Source organism: Erwinia sp. SLM-02, assembly GCF_037450285.1.
GTDB lineage: Bacteria > Pseudomonadota > Gammaproteobacteria > Enterobacterales > Enterobacteriaceae > Erwinia.
Genome location: NZ_JAQISN010000001.1, coordinates 1560541 through 1577408, shown reverse-complemented (window position 1 = coordinate 1577408; position 16868 = coordinate 1560541). Strand labels below are relative to the sequence as shown.

Sequence of the window (16868 nt, the reverse complement as noted above, 5' to 3'; positions counted from 1 at the left end):
ACATAAGACAATGAAATCTTTACAATGAGCTTGTAAAGAAAAATGATTATCATAATCATTTAAAACACTATTCCGCATGAGGATAGCTTTTATGTCTTTTGTTGGCAGGGAAAACTGCGCCGCTCAGCGCGCATCCGTTGTTAAGCATACTTTTACCGTTTCACTCCTGGCGCTGGCGATTCATTCGCTGACCCACCCGGCGCTGGCAGCAGAGGCAACGGCCCCGTCGCAAGATAAAGCGCAGCAGGACCTGGTGGTAACGGCGACCGCAGACGACGGTGATGCCAGCGAGGCGCAGGACTATCAGGTGAAAACCACCCATGCCGGAACGAAAATGCTGCTGGCCCTGCGTGACCTGCCGCAGTCGCTGAGCGTGGTGACAAAACAGCGTTTTCAGGACCAGGATCTGCAATCGATCGGTGACGTGCTGGACAACGCCACCGGTATCGCCACCGAACTGATCGACAGCGAGCGATCCGCCTACTTCGCCCGCGGATTCCAGATCAACAGCTACACCTATGACGATATTCCCACCTCTGTGAGCGATACCTGGAACTACGGCGATGCCGCCGAAGACACCGCGATCTATGACCGCATAGAAATCGTGCGCGGTGCGACCGGCCTGATGACCGGCGCGGGCAGCCCGGGCGCGTCGGTGAATATGGTTCGTAAGCATGCGGACAGCAAAGAAGTCACCGGCAATCTCAGCGCCAGCTACGGCAGCTGGGACAAGCAGCGCTATGTCGCTGACGTCTCCTCCCCGCTTAACGAGGCGGGCACGGTACGCGGCAGAATCGTTGCGGGCTATCAGGATCAGGACAGCTGGCTGGATCGCTACCACAAAACCAAAAAGTTCCTTTACGGCGTGATTGACGCCGACGTGACCGACAGTACCACCCTGTCCCTGGGCTACGATTATCAGCAGAGCAATACCGGCAACCCGACCTGGGGCGGTCTGCCCACCTGGTACAGCGACGGTTCACGCACCCGCTTTAACCGCGGCACCAACCCGGCGGCGGACTGGACGCGCTACAGCACGGATTCCCGCAAAATCTTTGCCAACGTCAGCCATAACTTTGATAACGGCTGGTCGTTCCGCGTCAATGCCACCCACGCGGAAGAAACCTTCAACGATAAGCTGCTGTATGTGATGGAGTTCCCGGACGCCACCACCGGCCAGGGCGTGTCCGGCTTTGGCAGCCAGGACCGCGGCAAGCGCAAGCTGGAGTCGGTAGATACCTACGCCAGCGGCCCGTTTGAACTGGCCGGCCGCCAGCATGAGCTGGTCGCGGGCGTCAGCTACAGCCGTCAGCATAACGCAACCTACAGTGCCGACGGCGCGCTGGATTATGACCAGATGGGCGATTTTAACAGCTGGGACGGCAGCGCGCAGGAGCCGGAATGGGGCGACTGGTATCTGAACGCCGACGACGTGGTGCGGCAGAAATCCGCCTATACCGCCGCGCGTTTCTCGCTGGCCGACCCGCTGGCGCTGATCCTGGGCGCGCGCTATACCGAGTGGAGCACCGTGGGCAGCAGCGGCAACGTCAGTAAAAACAACATTACCCCCTACGGCGGCCTGGTCTATGACGTCAACGAGGCCTGGTCTGCCTACGCCAGCTATACCTCGATCTTCCAGCCGCAAACCTACCGCGATCGCGACGGTAAGTACCTGTCGCCGGTCACCGGTAAAAACTATGAAACCGGCCTGAAATCCGACTGGTACAACGGTCGTCTGACCGCCACCTTCGCCGTGTTCCGCATCGAGCAGGAAAATGCCGCGCAGGCCGACGGCGACAACTTCGTTAACGGATCCAGCGAGCAGGCTTACTACTCGACCAAAGGCGCGGTGAGTAAAGGTGCCGAGTTTGAACTGAACGGCGCGGTCACCGATAATCTGCAAATGACCTTCGGTGCCACCCGCTACGTGGCGAAAGATACGGAAGGCCGCTTCAACAGCAATATGCCGCAAACCTCCTTTAAGCTGTTCACTCGTTATCAGTTGCCGATGCTGCGCGAGCTGACCGTCGGCGGCGGCGTTAACTGGCAGAGCCGCACCTTCCAGGATGCCACCGGACCGGACGGCGAAACCACCCGCGTTTACCAGAGCAGCTACCCGCTGGCGAACCTGTTTGCCCGTTACCAGGTGAATAAGCAGGTGGCCGTGCAGGCTAACGTGAATAACCTGTTCGACCGCAGCTACTACTCCTGGCTGAGCGATTACGCCGTCTACGGCGCGCCACGCAACTACTCGGTCAGCGTTTCATATGCCTTCTGATGTTCACCCTTCCCGGCTTTTCGCCGGGAAGACCTCTTCGGGTGTTGATTTTCCGCGCCGGCGCCTGCTGACGGCGCTGGCCCTTTTACCGCTCTTCCCTCTGGCATCAGTAAGCGCGGCCGTGCCGCAGCGTATTATTGCGCTGGAGTGGCTGCCGCTGGAGATGCTGTTTGCCCTCGGCGTAACGCCGCTGGGGGCCGCCGATACCCACGATTACAGCGTCTGGGTGGCTGAACCGGTTATTCCGCCGACGGTGCTGGATATTGGCCGGCGTTCTGAGCCGAACCTGGAATATATCGCCGAGCTGCGGCCGGACCTGCTGCTGTTTTCCGAAGGCTACGGGCCGCGATCGTCACAGCTGAATACCATCGCACCGTCGATGGAGTTCAGCTTTACCAGTGAACAGGGGGAACCGCTGCGCACCGTCAGTGACGGTCTGCTTAAACTGGCCGATCGGCTGGGTAAAACGCAGGCCGGGCAGGATCATTTAGCCTGGTTCGATCGCCAGTTAGAGGAGGCTCGCGGTCAGCTTGCGGGCTTCCGCCGACTGCCGCTGCTGGTGTTTACCCTGGTTGATGACCGCCACGTGATGATCCTCGGGAAAAAAAGTCTGTTTGGCAATGTTATGACCCGCCTGGGCATCGAAAACGCCTGGCAGGGTGACGACAACGGCTGGGGAACGGCGATGGTCGGCCTTGAGCGTCTGGCGCCCCTGCCGCCGCTGCGCGCCATCTGCCTGGACCATCGCGATGAGCAGGCCAGAGCACGCGTCGCCGCCACGCCGCTGTGGCAGGCGATCCCGTTCGTCAGGGATAACATGCTGCGAACCGTGCCCGCCCTGTGGATCTTCGGTGCCACCCTTTCCGCCTTGCGTTTCTGCCGGATGCTGCAGCAACAGGAAAAACAATGGTAAGAACTCTGTCCCGCTCCGGCATGCTGCTGGTCCTGGCCGCCGTTGCCGCGCTGCTGCTCAGCCTGTACAACGCGCAGCAGGTACTGCCCCGGCAATTATGGTCTGACGCCCTCTTTCATCCTGACCGCGCCAATATCCGCCAGGTTATTTTTTATTACACCACCCTGCCACGCGTGGCGGTTTCGCTGCTGGTCGGGGCCGGGCTGGCGCTGGCCGGTGTCCTGTTCCAGCAGGTGCTGCGCAATCCGCTGGCCGAACCGGCCACGCTGGGAGTGGCCAGCGGTGCGCAGCTGGGGATCACGCTTTGCAGCCTGGGAATGCTGCCCGGCGGCGCGGCGATGCAGCCGGTGGCCGCTCTTCTCGGTGCGCTGGTTATCGGGGCGGCGGTTTTCGGCACGGCCTGGGGAAAACGGCTTTCACCGGTTACCTTAATTCTTGCCGGACTGGTGCTCAGCCTGTACTGCAGCGCGATTAACAGCCTGCTGGCGCTGTTTCACTATCAGGATCTGCAAAGCCTGTTTTTGTGGAGCAGCGGCGCGCTCAATCAGACCGACTGGCAGCAGGTGATTTCGCTGGCTCCCCGGCTGTTGATCGCGCTGATGATGGCGTTGCTGCTGGTGCGGCCACTGACGCTGCTGGGCGTGGATGATGACGTTTCCCGCAACCTGGGCCTGGGGCTTAACCTCGCGCGGCTGATGGCGCTCGGTCTGGCTATCGTGCTCAGCGCCCTGCTGGTCAACGCCGTGGGCGTGGTCGGCTTTATCGGACTGTTTGCCCCGCTGCTGGCCAGGCTGCTGGGCGCGCGCCGCCTGATCCCCCGCCTGCTGCTGGCACCGCTGGTCGGGGCGCTGCTGCTGTGGCTGTCCGACCAGGCGATGGTGCTGCTGGCGCAGGTCTGGCAGGAGGTGCCGACCGGGGCGGCAACCGCGCTGATCGGGGCGCCGATCCTGCTGTGGCTGCTGCCTCGCCTGCGGCATTCTGCACCGCCGGCTGCGCCAGTGCCGACACTGCGGGCCGAACGTCCGCGCCCCTGGCCGTGGATAGCCAGCGCCACCGGCGTTCTGCTGCTGGCATTGTTTATTGTGCTGATGGTCGGCCGCAACAGTCACGGGCTGAACTGGGCGGGCGAAGATCTGTGGCGCGTGCTGCCGTGGCGCTGGCCGCGAACCGTGGCGGCACTGAGCGCGGGGATTATGCTGGCCGTTGCCGGTACGTTAATCCAGAAGCTGACCGCCAACGTGATGGGCAGCCCGGAAGTGCTGGGGATCAGCGCCGGTGCGGCCTCGGCGGTGATTGCGGTGATGTTTTTCCTGCCCGCAGCCGGTTTTGCCACCCTACTGTACGCCGGGAGCGGCGGTGCGGCGCTGACCCTGGCGGCGATCCTGCTGGTCGCCGGGCGGCAGCATTTCTCCTCGCAGCGCCTGCTGCTGGCGGGTGTGGGGCTGGGCACGCTGTTTTCGGCGATAATATCCCTGCTGCTGGCCAGCGGCGATCCGCGGCTGGGCAATCTGCTGAACTGGATCTCCGGATCTACCTACGGCGTGGAGCCGGTGCAGGCGGCATCCAGTCTGCTGCTGGCCCTGCTGCTGCTGGCGATGATGCCGCTCTGCCGCCGCTGGCTGGCGGTGCTGCCGCTGGGCAACGACACGGCCCGAGCGCTGGGCGTACCGCTGGCGGGTTCGCGCATGACGATTTTGCTGCTGGCGTCGGTGCTGACCGCCGGGGCCACGCTGACCGTCGGGCCGCTCAGCTTTATCGGCCTGATGTCGCCGCATATGGCGCGCATTATGGGGTTCCGACGGGCGATGCCGCAGCTGGCCATGGCGGCGATTATCGGCGCGCTGCTGATGCTGATCGCCGACTGGTGCGGCCGCATCGTGATGTTCCCCAACCAGATCCCGGCCGGCCTGCTAACCACCTTTATTGGCGCGCCCTGGTTTATTTATCTGCTGCGCCAGCAGGCTAAAGGCCGAGCCTGACGGCGGGCGGCTGATGATGTTAGTATCAGCCTCTTGCCCACCGCCGTATCCACGCAGTTTAAGGATGAAATGCCGATGAAAACGATTGAGTGCAGCATTCGTGATGTCGAAACCGGGGAAAATGTCAAAATTATCACCCCGTCAAATATTTATCAGTGCCGGCTGGGTGATGATGTTTTTGTCGGGCCGTTCGTTGAAATCCAGAAAGGCTGCGTGATCGGGCGCGGCAGCCGCGTTCAGTCACACAGCTTTCTCTGCGAAAACGTCACCGTGGGGGAAAACTGCTTTATCGGCCATAACGTCACCTTTGCCAACGATCTGTTTCGCAGCGGCGCGCCGAATCCGGACGCCAGCAGCTGGATTACGATTACTGTCGGTGACAATGTCACGATTGGCAGCAGCGCTACGGTGCTGACCACCGAGATTTGCAGCGGTGCGGTGATCGGTGCCGGCAGCGTGGTGATCCGTCCGGTGACGGTCAAAGGGATTTACGCCGGCAACCCGGCGCGCTTGATCAGAAAGCTGGCGTAAAAAGTTATCCCTGGGGCTTACCGCTATCACACTCGACCCCTTTTTTCTTCCTCGGGGTCGGCTTCAGCTCTTCCTTATAGCTGTTGATCATTTCAGTCAGCTCCAGCATCTTTGTGTTGAGAATGCGTGACTCCGCCATGCGTGCCTTGAACTGTTTAAACAGATCCCTCGCCATTGTTTTGCTGCGTATCTCATCGCAAAGTAAAAACATTTCACCGCACTTCGCCAGGCAGGGAATATTGCCTTTGTGCATCCCCGTCAGGTAATACGACCCCGCCGCGCGATAGTCTTTTTCTTCTTTGCGGATATCGCCCATCATTTCCAGTGCTTCTGTATCCCGGTGTATTTTCCAGGCCCGGCTCAGCAGCGTGATGGCTGCGTTCCGATCGCGGGTCTGTTCAATAATCATCGCCTCCAGAGCGTTGATGCGCTCCCGGTTCCATTCGTCAGGAATGTAAAACGCGGATGTATCCGTTTCAGCCGCGCTGAGCCTCGGGCTGTAGCCGCTGACGAACAGTTTTGCCGCCGCAAACAGGGCGGGAAGATGGTCCTGCTGCGCCGCCTGCGAGTAATACTTCATCGCCAGCGCATTGTCCCTTACCTCCGGTTCGCTATGATAAATGTCCCCCATGCGGGTCAGCGCCAGAACGTGCCCGGCCTCTGCAGCGATGGCGTAGTAGCGCAATGACCTGACCCGCGCATCGCCAAACGCCTCGGATCGGTCCATCGCATTACCGTCGAAATCCGCACGGCTGATATTTCGCTCATCATCCTGGCCGAGATAGTAGCTGGCCTCTTTTATTCCCAGCGCCAGCGCACGGGTGAAGCGGTGTAGCGTCGATGGACTGCGCGGTATCAGGCGGTAGTGCTCCAGCAGGCCCAGATTGAAGTACGCCTCCGGCAGGTTGAGTGCGATAGCCGAAACCAGCAGCGCGCGGGCCTTTTCCAGATCCTGCGGGTAGTGAATGCCGAGGGCGAAAAATAGTGCCAGATTGTTCTGACAGTGCGGGTCGTCCTCCACGCCGTTGACGAAGAAGGCGATTGCCTCGCTGTAATCGGCATCGGTACTCAGCGAAGTTACCTTATAAACGGGGAAATCAGGATGGGTGTAATGCTCGGCAAATTTAAGGCTGTCTGGCAGTTCGGGGCGGGACATGGTGGATCCTGAAATTTTCTTTATATCTTAACCCTGCCCGTTGCCAACGACCATAGGCGACAGGGAGATTCCCTGCCGCCTGCGAAAACCACTGTGTAACCTTCGCTGGTTCGCTAGCCTCAGCCAGTCAGCCAGTCAGCCAGTCAGCCAGTCAGCCAGTCAGCCAGTCAGGCTGGGATATACTGAATGCCCCACTTGTTGAGGATTTTTTCCAGCGTGCCGTCCTGTTTCATACTGGTCAGCGCGGCGTTGATTTTCTCCAGCAGCGGGCCGTTGCCCTTGCGAACCGCGAACGCCACCGGCGCTACCTTGGTTGACTGATAGGTTTCGACGACGTGCATTCCCTTAAGGTTCCCTACGCTGGCCTGGCCTTTAAGGATTGGATAGTCGTTCATACCAATACTTACCCGCCCAAGCGACACGTCGCGCGCCAGATCCGCGGCGTTTTCATAGAACTTCACCTCTTTGGCGACGTTCATTTCGGCAATGCGACGGCCATAGTCGGTACCGGCCATGATGCCGATGGTTTCGCCTTTAAAGTCGGCCGGGGTGCGATAAACCTTTTTATTATCATCACGCGCATAGATCCCTTCGCCAACGCCGGTAATTCCCACCGAGAAATCAACTTTGGTTTTACGCTGGTCGGTTGGCGACATCCCGGCGACGATCATATCGATTTTGTCAGACAGCAGGGACTGCAGCAGCGCGGAGAACGGAATGGCGTTAAAACTGACTTCAAACCCGGCGCGCTTCGCCACCTCCTCCGCCACCTCCGGCATAAACCCCTGGAACTTGCCGGTTTCCAGATCCATAAAACAGGTCGGGCGACTGGCAGGCGTTGAACCTGCCAGCAGCTTCAGCGTTTCGGCCTGGGCGACGGAGGCAAACGTTCCGCAACACAGCGCCCCGGCCAGCAGCAGTGAAGACAGACGGGTACGCTTAACGGTGGTCATCATTTTCATTTTTATAGTCCCATTGAGAGTGAAGGTCAGGCAGTTTTTCGGCAGTGCTCACAGTGATGAATCGTGGGTTCCCGCAGCACCCGGCGCAGGAAATCGCGGGTGCGCGGCTCCTGCGGATTGCCCAGTACCCGATCGGTGGGACCCTGCTCAACGATGTTGCCGCTGTGCAGGAAGCACACGCGGTCGGCCACTTCGCTGGCGAACTGCATTTCATGGGTGACGACGATCATCGTCATCCCCTCCTGCGCCAGATTGCGCATGACCTGCAGCACCTCGCCCACCAGCTCCGGATCCAGCGCGGAGGTCGGTTCGTCAAACAGAATCGCCTTCGGCTGCAGAGCCAGCGTGCGGGCGATGGCCACGCGCTGCTGCTGCCCGCCGGAAAGCTGCTGTGGCCAGGCGTTAATTTTCTCACCGAGCCCGACCAGCTCCAGCAGCGATTTCGCCCGCTTTTCCGCCACGGCGCGCGATTCGCCATTCACGTGAACCGGGCCTTCCATCACGTTTTCCAGCACCGAACGATGGGGAAACAGATTGAAGCGCTGAAACACCATGCCCACCTGGCGACGCAGGTCGTTAATCGATCGCTGCTGATTGTCGACGCGCTGACCGAGCACGCGGATCTCGCCGCCCTGGTAGCTTTCCAGCCCGTTAATGCAGCGCAGAATGGTTGATTTCCCCGAACCGGAGGGGCCGATCAGGCACACCACTTCCCCCTGGCTGACGGTGAAACTGACGCCTTTCAGCACCTCAACCGGGCCGAAACGTTTATGAACATCGTTAATTTCAATCATTTCAGGCTCCTTTCAGACGGCGGGTTTCCAGACGTTTGGTCAGCGCCATCAGCGGCAGACACATCGCCAGATACAGAATGGCGACCAGCGTATAAATGGTGGTGTTATCAAAGGTGGACGAGGCCATCAGCTGACCCTGACGGGTCATTTCGGTAACGGCGATGGTGGACGCCAGCGCGGAGTCTTTCAGCATCATCACCAGCGTATTGCTGTAGGGCGGCAGCGCGACGTGAAACGCCTGCGGCAGCACCACGCGCACCATGGCTTTGCCAAATCCCATCCCCATTGAACGCGCGGCCTCCAGCTGGCCGCGATCGACGGATTCGATTCCGGCACGGAAAATCTCGGCGATATAGGAAGAAAAGCAGAAGGCAATGCCGATCACGCTGGCCTGAAACGCCGTCAGCGTGATACCAATATCGGGAAACACGAAATAGATATAAAACAGCACCACGATCATCGGCAGCCCGCGGGTAATATTGATGATGATCGACACCGGCCAGACGATAATGCGCCATCCGCTCATTTTGCCGGCGGCCCACAGCAGCCCCAGCGGCGTACTGATAATCAGCGCCAGTACGGTAATGGTGATGGTCATTTCTGCCCCCTTCAGCAGGAAGGGCAGATAATTATGTACGCTACTCCAGTCCATTTTTTTCTCCGTTTACCGGGCAAAAACGTTAAAAAAGCAAACATAAATTCAACATAATGAATATCTGCTGAGTGAAAATTGATGTCAACGTCAGAAAGAGTTTAGAACATAGGGATTACTTATTGCTTAAAAACCGAGCGTCACAATACGAGACTGATGATTTATCACTGTTTTTACTGATGATTATTAATGGTTTTTCTATGCTGCCCGATAAATGATGCAGCTTGACAATTAGGAACTTAAATTCATTATATTGAATTTAGCGTATCAACCCGAAGAGTGATGAAATGACTGAACAGACTTCCTCGTCCCTGCTTTCGCTTGAAGCCAATATCGGGCTGCGGGTCAGACAACTCCGCAAGATGCGCGGCCTGACTATCAATGAACTGGCCGCCCAGGCCGGCGTGTCGGCGGGTGCCATCAGCCAGATAGAACGCCATCAGACCAATCCCACGGTGCGGATGCTGGAACAGCTGAGGATTGCCCTGCGCGTGCCGCTGACCGCCCTGCTGGACAGCGAAGAACCTCAGTCCGTAGGGGCCGAACCCTTTGTGCGCCGTCAGGCAGACCGCCCCCATTTCCACGTGGGTGAAAGCGGTGTGGCCAAGGAGATGCTGTCGCCGAACGGCGAACACGATTTACAGTTTATGCTGATTACGATTCCTGCCGGATCAGGCCCCCGGGAAATGCTGATGGGAAGCGGTGAAAAAGCCGGCCTGCTTGTGGAAGGGGAACTGATACTCACGGTATCAGGTGACAGCGTCACGCTGGCGGCGGGCGACAGTTTCCAGTTTAAAAGTCATTTAACCCACAGCGTCTTTAATCAGGGGTCAGTACCAGCGAAAGTCCTGTGGATTATGCAAATCCAGCAACATCATCATCTGTAAATCCACGTAATCCCCGCGCTTTATTTGCTGAAAAACTGAGCTATTCACCTTGATATTGCTCACTATTTGCTCTTTTTGCGGCTTTTTTCAGCATTTCATTTCCTGCTGCTATTGCCTTTCATATTTATAAATCGAAAATTTATGCATAAAGCGACTGGAACAATTCGCCCAAAAGATGATTGTTCAGCAAATCAACAACGTATTGATTAGTATAACAAAATCATAAGCGTAACTAATTAAAATTAATCATTGAGTAGCGACTTAAAATGGCCTATATTGGCCGCGTTTTTTCACAGCAGTTAACTTTTCATTCATTTATTCAACTGTGACGTTCTGAAACTCACGGTTGTAGGAGAGATATGATGACGGATAAAGTCCGTATTGATAATTTCGGTGCAGATTCATTAAAAGGAAACAATGAAACCTATTTGGCGCGCCAGGCTGAATTTGAGTCAAATGTTAGGAGTTATCCGCGCAAGCTGCCGTTTGCAATAGCAAAAGCAGAAGGCGTGTGGATTACCGATGTTGAGAATAATCAATATCTTGACTGCCTGGCCGGTGCGGGAACGCTGGCTCTGGGCCACAACCATCCTGATATCCTGCAAAGCATCCAAAATGTCATTACCAGCGGCTTGCCGTTACATACACTCGATCTGACGACGCCGTTGAAAGACAGCTTCTCAGAATATCTGCTTTCTTTACTGCCGGGCCAGGGTAAAGAGTACTGCCTGCAGTTCACCGGTCCTTCCGGCGCTGATGCCGTTGAAGCCGCGCTGAAGCTGGCGAAAAAAGTGACCGGCCGTTCCGGCGTGATCAGCTTCTCCGGTGGCTACCACGGTATGACCCACGGTGCGCTGGCGGTGACCGGTAACCTGTCACCAAAAGAAGCGGTAAACGGTATGATGCCGGAAGTGCAGTTTATGCCGTATCCGCACGAATACCGCTGCCCGCTGGGTATCGGCGGTGAGGCCGGCGTTAAGGCACTGACCTACTACTTCGACAACCTGATCAACGACGTTGAAAGCGGCGTGCGTAAGCCTGCTGCGGTGATCCTGGAAGCCGTTCAGGGCGAAGGCGGCGTGAACCCGGCTCCTGCCGAGTGGCTGCAGCGCATCCGTAAGGTAACCCGCGAGCACGGCATCCTGCTGATCATTGATGAAGTGCAGGCTGGCTTTGCCCGTACCGGTAAGCTGTTTGCCTTTGAACACGCGGGCATTGAGCCAGACATCATCGTGATGTCCAAAGCCGTTGGCGGCGGTCTGCCGCTGGCCGTACTGGGCATTAAGAAAGAGTTCGATGCCTGGTCTCCTGGCCACCACACCGGTACTTTCCGTGGCAACCAGCTGGCGATGGCTACCGGCCTGACCACGCTGAAGCACCTGAAAGAAAACAACGTGGCCGGTAAAGTCGCGGCGCAGGGCGAATGGCTGAAAGGTAAGCTGGCTGAAATGCAGCAGCGTTACCCGGTTCTTGGCCACGTGCGCGGCCTGGGCATGATGATCGGTATTGAGATCGTGAAGCCAAACGAAGCGCAGGATCACATGGGTTGCTACCCGGCTGACGGCGCGCTGTCGGCGCTGCTGCAGAAAAAATGCTTCGAAAACGGTCTGATCCTGGAACGCGGTGGACGCGATGGCTGCGTGCTGCGCCTGCTGCCTTCCCTGCTGATCACCGATCGCGAACTGGAAATTTTCCTGGATAAATTTGAAAACGCCCTGCTTGCCAGCGGCGTAAAACCGGTCTGAGTGGAGTGAATTCGATGTCCAGGTTAAACCCGATTCTGGCAGGTTCAGCGCAAAGCACTGAAGCCTATCGTCAGGCGATTGCCCAGAGTAGCGAAGCGGTAGCCCAGTGGCTGCAGCAGCCCGAGATGTATCAGGGTAAAACCGTTGCCGAACTGCGCGAGCGTATTACGCTTGATTTCAATCCGCAGGGGCTGGGTAATCAGGCCGCGATTGAGCGTGCGGTTGAATACTTCCTGAAAGACAGCCTTGCGGTCCATCATCCGCAGTGCGTGGCGCACCTGCACTGCCCTAGCCTGGTGGTCAGCCAGGCGGCGGAAGTGCTGATTAACGCCACCAACCAGAGCATGGACTCATGGGATCAAAGCCCGTCAGCGACCATCATTGAGATGAAGCTGATTGAATGGCTGCGCACCCAGGTTGGCTATCAGCCCGGCGATGCCGGGGTATTCACCAGCGGCGGCACCCAGAGCAATCTGATGGGCCTGATGCTGGCACGTGATGCCTTCTTTGCCCGTCAGGGGCACTCCGTTCAGCAGGATGGCCTGGTCGGCAACCTGAAGAAAATCCGTGTTCTCTGCTCCGAGCATGCGCACTTCTCCGTACAGAAGAACATGGCGCTGCTGGGTCTGGGCTATCAGTCGGTGACGCTGGTTAAAACCGACCGCTTCTCGCGTATGGATCTTAACGATCTACAGGAGAAACTGGCGCAGGCGGATGCTAACGGCGAGCAGATTCTGGCTATCGTGGCAACGGCCGGCACCACCGACGCGGGCGCTATCGACCCGCTGCGGGCGATTGCCGAGCTGGCCGCCGAGCGGCAGATTTGGGTTCACGTTGATGCGGCATGGGGCGGCGCGCTGCTGCTGTCCGAGAAGTATCGCGACTACCTGGACGGCCTGGAGCTGGTGGATTCCATTACCCTGGACTTCCACAAGCAGTTCTTCCAGACCATCAGCTGCGGCGCGTTCCTGCTGAAGGAAGCGCGTCATTACGAGCTGATGCGCTATCAGGCGGCCTACCTGAACTCCGAGTTCGATGAAGCTCAGGGCGTACCGAACCTGGTGTCTAAATCGCTGCAGACCACCCGCCGCTTTGATGCACTGAAGCTGTGGATGGGTCTGGAAGCGCTGGGCCAGAAACAGTATGCGGAGATCATCGATCACGGCGTGACGCTGGCGCAGGAAGTGGCTCAGTACGTCAGCGAGCAGCCGGCGCTGGAGCTGGTGATGCAGCCGCAGCTGGCCAGCGTGCTGTTCCGCTACCGCACGCAGCAGCTTTCCGACGCGGGCGATACGGCTTTGGCGCTGTTCAACCAGAAAATCGGTGATGTGCTGCTGGAATCTGGCCGCGCCAACGTCGGCGTAACCGAAGCAGATGGCGTAACCTGCTTGAAGCTGACGCTGCTGAACCCGACGGTCACGCTGGAAGACATCAAAGTGCTGCTGGCGCTGGTAGAAAAAACCGCCGAGCAGATCGCGGCGTAATTTCTCCCCCCTCAGGGACTTAACTGAAAGCCGGTGACAGCAATGTCACCGGCTTTTTTGTTGCCCATCGCGCCGGGAGATTGATAGCATACCGGTTCACGGAGTCTGACCATTCTGGTTCGCAACGATGGAGTGAGCTATGCGTATTTTGATTGTCGGGGCCGGTGCGACCGGCGGCTACTTTGGTGCACGACTGGCGCAGGCCGGGCGCGATGTAACCTTCCTGCTGCGTGAGCGCCGCCGGCAGCAGTTAGAAAAAGACGGATTGATCCTTGAAACCCCGCAGGGGCGGAACACGCTCTGGCCCGTCACCCTTCTCGCCCGGGACATCAAAACCCCTTACGATCTTATCGTGCTGACGGTGAAGGGCTTTGGGCTGAACCAGGCGATGGAGGATATTGCGCCGGCCGTCGGTCCGGATACGCTGATCCTGCCCATTCTCAACGGCATGCGGCATATCGATTTACTTCGCCAGCGCTTTGGCGACCGTCACGTTATCGGCGGGCTGTGTAAAATCCACGCCACGCTCGGGCCTGAGGGCGAAATTGTCCAGCTCTCCCCGCTGCACCAGCTCTACTACGGCGCGCTGAACGGTGATAACGGCGAGGCGCTACAGCGGCTTGACGCTACCCTGCGCCGCTGCGGCTTCGACGCCTTCCTCAGCGAGGATATTGCCTGCGAGCTGTGGGAAAAATGGCTGCTGCTGAGTACGCTGGGTGCGGTAACCTGCCTGGCGCGCGGCGATACCCGCCAGGTGATCGCCTCTGGCGGCGGTCAGGCGATGTTAAGCGGCCTGTTTCAGGAGGTGCTTTCTACGCTGGTTGCCGAAGGTTACCCGCACCGACAGGCGCAGGCCGACGGCATTTTAACCTGGCTCAGCAATCCGGAAACCCCGCTGACATCCTCGATGTACCGCGATCTGATGCAGGGCTATGATATTGAGGCGGAACAGATTATTGGCGATCTGGTTGAGCGCGCGGAGCGCCACCGGCTGGCCATTCCGCTGCTGAATGCGGTGTGGGTCAACCTGCAGGTTTACCAGCTACAGCGTCAGACATCATCGTCAACGCAGTGACACTCTGCGCGGTGCGGTAACGTCAGCACCGCGCAGGCTAATAACGCATCATTCTTAACCTTTGGGAGCAGCAGGTGACAGATTTCAACACACTGATCGATTCGGGCGTCGACTATCCGCAGTTTATCAGCCAGGGCAATGATGAGCAGATCCAGCATCTGCTGCGCGAGCAGGCGAAAACCGAACGCGCCGGTTTTCTGACGGCGGAACTGAAAGCCGACATAGAACGCCTGAACGGCAGCTACACGCTGCTGGTGGCGGCAGAAATGTGGTGCCCGGACTGCCTGCGCAACGTGCCGGCTTTCCAGGCATTGTGCCGTCTGGCACCGGATATGAAGATGCGCATCATTACCCGCGACCAGGCGACTGCGCTGTTCCAGCAGCAGTTTGGCGTGGAAAAGGTCAAGATCCCGTTTGCGGCGATCCTTGATGCCGGTTTGAAGCCGATCGGCACCTTTATTGAACGCCCGCAGTCGGTGCTCAACGGTGATGAACAGACGCTAATGTCTTATAAGCAGGGCGAGCGCCTGGCGGATACGGTGGCGGATATCGTGGCGGTTATTCAGCACGGGCAGTCTTAATCATGGACGGCGGCCAGATCCATGCGGCGGCGATCGCCGCCGCCGAACTGCTTTCCGGCTCCGAATGCAGCTACCCCTTTGGCCCGGAGCATCAGGTGTTTAAGGTGGCGGATAAAGTGTTTTTGCTGCTGACCGAGCTGCGCGGGGAAAAAATTATCACCCTGAAGTGCCAGCAGGAACAGGGTGAGCTGCACCGGGCGATCTATGACTCGATCCACCCCGGCTATCATATGAATAAACGCCACTGGATTTCGGTGCATCCGGGAGAGAAGATCAGCGCCGGGCTGGTTGAACAGTTGGTGAATGATTCCTGGCGGCTGGTACTCAAGGGCGTGCCGAAATATAAACGCTCCGTTTGGGAAACGGATAACATTGGTTGATATGGCAGGAATAACATTGTTTTGGCAAGCAACCTGCTGTTATGGAAGCAGGTTGCTTTATGGCAGGGAAATAATGCTATCAAGGGATAAGTATAATTGATCCTCGTGTCTGGTTGTTTGCAATTCGCTCGTGAGCCTGAGCGGCCAGGGACAACGGCATCGTACTGTCAACCAGTGGCTTGATTAAACCTTTCTTAATAGCCGGAAGCCATCTTGAAAAGTCTTCAATATCGCCAACCAGTGTGCCTCGCAGCTGTTTTTGAGAAAAGAAGAAGTTACGAATATCTATTGTCGCCTGTGTGCCTGCCATAAAACCCATTGAGACTATAATACCCTGCGGGCGCACTACATTAATTGTTTTTTGAAGGGTATCGCCGCCTAAGTTGTCAATAGCAACGTCAACGCCTTTACCTCCTGTCCATTCATTGATAGCTGAAACAAAATCCTGTTCAGAGGTGTTAATAATAAAATCGGCACCACTGTCTTTCGCTATCTTAGCTGAACCTGGACTTTGTACTGTCGTTACTACGCGAGCACCCAGTGCTTTTGAAACCTGAATACTCATCATTCCCGTACTTGATGCCCCTGCATGTACCAGGACAGTCTCTCCCGCCTTAACTTCACCAACAATTTCAACAGAACGAATCGCGATGAGTAGCGGCACTGGAAGTGCGGCAATTTGTTCAACAGGTAAACCTGTATTATCAATGAGTAACCACTGCGCAGGCACAACAATATATTCAGAGTACGTTCCCTGAATATGAACACCCGGAATAGCGTAGCTACTGGCTACTGTAACCGGACGAACACTTGATTCCGATGGGTCCAACGGATAACCCGGCATAGAGATAACACGATCGCCGATATTAAATCCAGATACACCCTCCCCCAGTTTTATAACCTGACCGACGGCATCAGAACCCAATATATGGGGGAATTTTAATTCAGGCGAAATTTGACCTAAACGAACATAATGATCAAGTCGGTTGGTACCAACTGCGAGTGTTTTAATCAGAACTTCACCGCGGCCAGGCTGTGGCATCTGGATTTCTTCATATTTTATTTCTTCAGGTCCACCAAACTTATGAATAACAGCAGCTTTCATTTTAACATCTCCAGTCCATAGTGATAGATTACAATTTTCAACAATGATGTGGGCTAAATATACGATGCAAATATCAATTAATATATAATATTGAGTGCTATTTTAGCGCTTGTTTATTTTTTACGGAGTGCTGTAACGGTCTCTCCACCGACCCCCCAGTTATCCGTCATGATTTCATCGATGACGACAAATATCGTCGATTTAGGTTTGTCGAGAACCTGATTAAGCAGATTTGTAGCTCCTTCAATCAACCGTTTTTTTTGTTCGGCAGTAACACCTTCATCCGTCACTTTAATATTGATATATGGCATTTTATTTTCGTCTCCCTCAGGTGGTCATGAAATCA

16 protein-coding genes are annotated in these 16868 nt (G+C 57.0%); 10 read left to right on the top strand and 6 right to left on the bottom strand.

The annotated features are described in order from the left end of the window. Window positions 1-91 precede the first annotated feature (91 nt). From fhuE to PGH32_RS07320, 4 genes are all read left to right on the top strand, one after another. Window positions 92-2278 (top strand): ferric-rhodotorulic acid/ferric-coprogen receptor FhuE, encoded by a 2187-nt coding sequence (fhuE, locus tag PGH32_RS07335; protein ID WP_337893633.1) that lies wholly within the window; start codon window positions 92-94, stop codon window positions 2276-2278. Next, window positions 2268-3191 (top strand): Fe(3+)-hydroxamate ABC transporter substrate-binding protein FhuD, encoded by a 924-nt coding sequence (gene fhuD / locus PGH32_RS07330; RefSeq protein WP_337893632.1) that lies wholly within the window; start codon window positions 2268-2270, stop codon window positions 3189-3191. The genes fhuE and fhuD overlap by 11 nt, the downstream gene beginning before the upstream one ends. Next, window positions 3185-5170 (top strand): Fe(3+)-hydroxamate ABC transporter permease FhuB, encoded by a 1986-nt coding sequence (gene fhuB / locus PGH32_RS07325; protein WP_337893631.1) that lies wholly within the window; start codon window positions 3185-3187, stop codon window positions 5168-5170. The genes fhuD and fhuB overlap by 7 nt, the downstream gene beginning before the upstream one ends. A gap of 75 nt (window positions 5171-5245) precedes the next feature. Next, complete coding sequence (locus tag PGH32_RS07320) at window positions 5246-5701, top strand: acyltransferase (protein WP_337893630.1); 456 nt, start codon at window positions 5246-5248, stop codon at window positions 5699-5701. A 4-nt stretch (window positions 5702-5705) separates the two neighbouring features. Here the strand turns inward: PGH32_RS07320 and PGH32_RS07315 are convergent, their stop codons facing one another. From PGH32_RS07315 to PGH32_RS07300, 4 genes are all read right to left on the bottom strand, one after another. Beyond that, window positions 5706-6857, bottom strand: coding sequence for a tetratricopeptide repeat protein (locus tag PGH32_RS07315; protein ID WP_337893629.1), 1152 nt, complete (start codon window positions 6855-6857; stop codon window positions 5706-5708). Between the two features lie 167 nt (window positions 6858-7024). After that, window positions 7025-7819 (bottom strand): ABC transporter substrate-binding protein, encoded by a 795-nt coding sequence (locus PGH32_RS07310; RefSeq protein WP_337893628.1) that lies wholly within the window; start codon window positions 7817-7819, stop codon window positions 7025-7027. Between the two features lie 26 nt (window positions 7820-7845). After that, on the bottom strand, window positions 7846-8613 hold the full coding sequence (locus tag PGH32_RS07305) for an amino acid ABC transporter ATP-binding protein (RefSeq protein WP_337893627.1): 768 nt from the start codon (window positions 8611-8613) through the stop codon (window positions 7846-7848). A 1-nt stretch (window position 8614) separates the two neighbouring features. Then, window positions 8615-9265 (bottom strand): amino acid ABC transporter permease, encoded by a 651-nt coding sequence (locus PGH32_RS07300; RefSeq protein WP_314420264.1) that lies wholly within the window; start codon window positions 9263-9265, stop codon window positions 8615-8617. A 287-nt stretch (window positions 9266-9552) separates the two neighbouring features. On the opposite strand from PGH32_RS07300, the gene PGH32_RS07295 reads away from it, so the two are divergent. From PGH32_RS07295 to PGH32_RS07270, 6 genes are all read left to right on the top strand, one after another. Beyond that, window positions 9553-10152, top strand: coding sequence for a helix-turn-helix domain-containing protein (locus PGH32_RS07295; protein WP_337893626.1), 600 nt, complete (start codon window positions 9553-9555; stop codon window positions 10150-10152). A gap of 359 nt (window positions 10153-10511) precedes the next feature. Further along, entirely contained in the window at window positions 10512-11897 is a 1386-nt protein-coding gene (locus tag PGH32_RS07290) for a diaminobutyrate--2-oxoglutarate transaminase (protein WP_314420260.1), read from the top strand. Between the two features lie 14 nt (window positions 11898-11911). Next, entirely contained in the window at window positions 11912-13381 is a 1470-nt protein-coding gene (locus PGH32_RS07285) for a pyridoxal phosphate-dependent decarboxylase family protein (protein ID WP_314420258.1), read from the top strand. A gap of 139 nt (window positions 13382-13520) precedes the next feature. Beyond that, window positions 13521-14456: a ketopantoate reductase family protein gene (locus PGH32_RS07280; RefSeq protein WP_337893625.1), complete on the top strand. Its 936-nt coding sequence runs from the start codon at window positions 13521-13523 to the stop codon at window positions 14454-14456. A 74-nt stretch (window positions 14457-14530) separates the two neighbouring features. Further along, window positions 14531-15037, top strand: a complete 507-nt coding sequence (locus PGH32_RS07275; RefSeq protein WP_337893624.1) for a thioredoxin family protein — start codon at window positions 14531-14533, stop codon at window positions 15035-15037. Window positions 15038-15039: 2 nt separating this feature from the next. Next, the gene (locus PGH32_RS07270; RefSeq protein WP_337893623.1) at window positions 15040-15417 is read left to right on the top strand and encodes an MmcQ/YjbR family DNA-binding protein; all 378 of its coding nucleotides are present in this window, start codon (window positions 15040-15042) and stop codon (window positions 15415-15417) included. Between the two features lie 79 nt (window positions 15418-15496). Here PGH32_RS07270 and PGH32_RS07265 read toward each other — a convergent pair whose 3' ends face one another. Together PGH32_RS07265 and PGH32_RS07260 are read right to left on the bottom strand one after the other, a co-directional pair. Then, window positions 15497-16522: a quinone oxidoreductase family protein gene (locus tag PGH32_RS07265; RefSeq protein ID WP_337893622.1), complete on the bottom strand. Its 1026-nt coding sequence runs from the start codon at window positions 16520-16522 to the stop codon at window positions 15497-15499. Between the two features lie 113 nt (window positions 16523-16635). Then, window positions 16636-16833: a tautomerase family protein gene (locus PGH32_RS07260; RefSeq protein WP_337893621.1), complete on the bottom strand. Its 198-nt coding sequence runs from the start codon at window positions 16831-16833 to the stop codon at window positions 16636-16638. Between the last annotated feature and the right edge of the window lie 35 nt (window positions 16834-16868).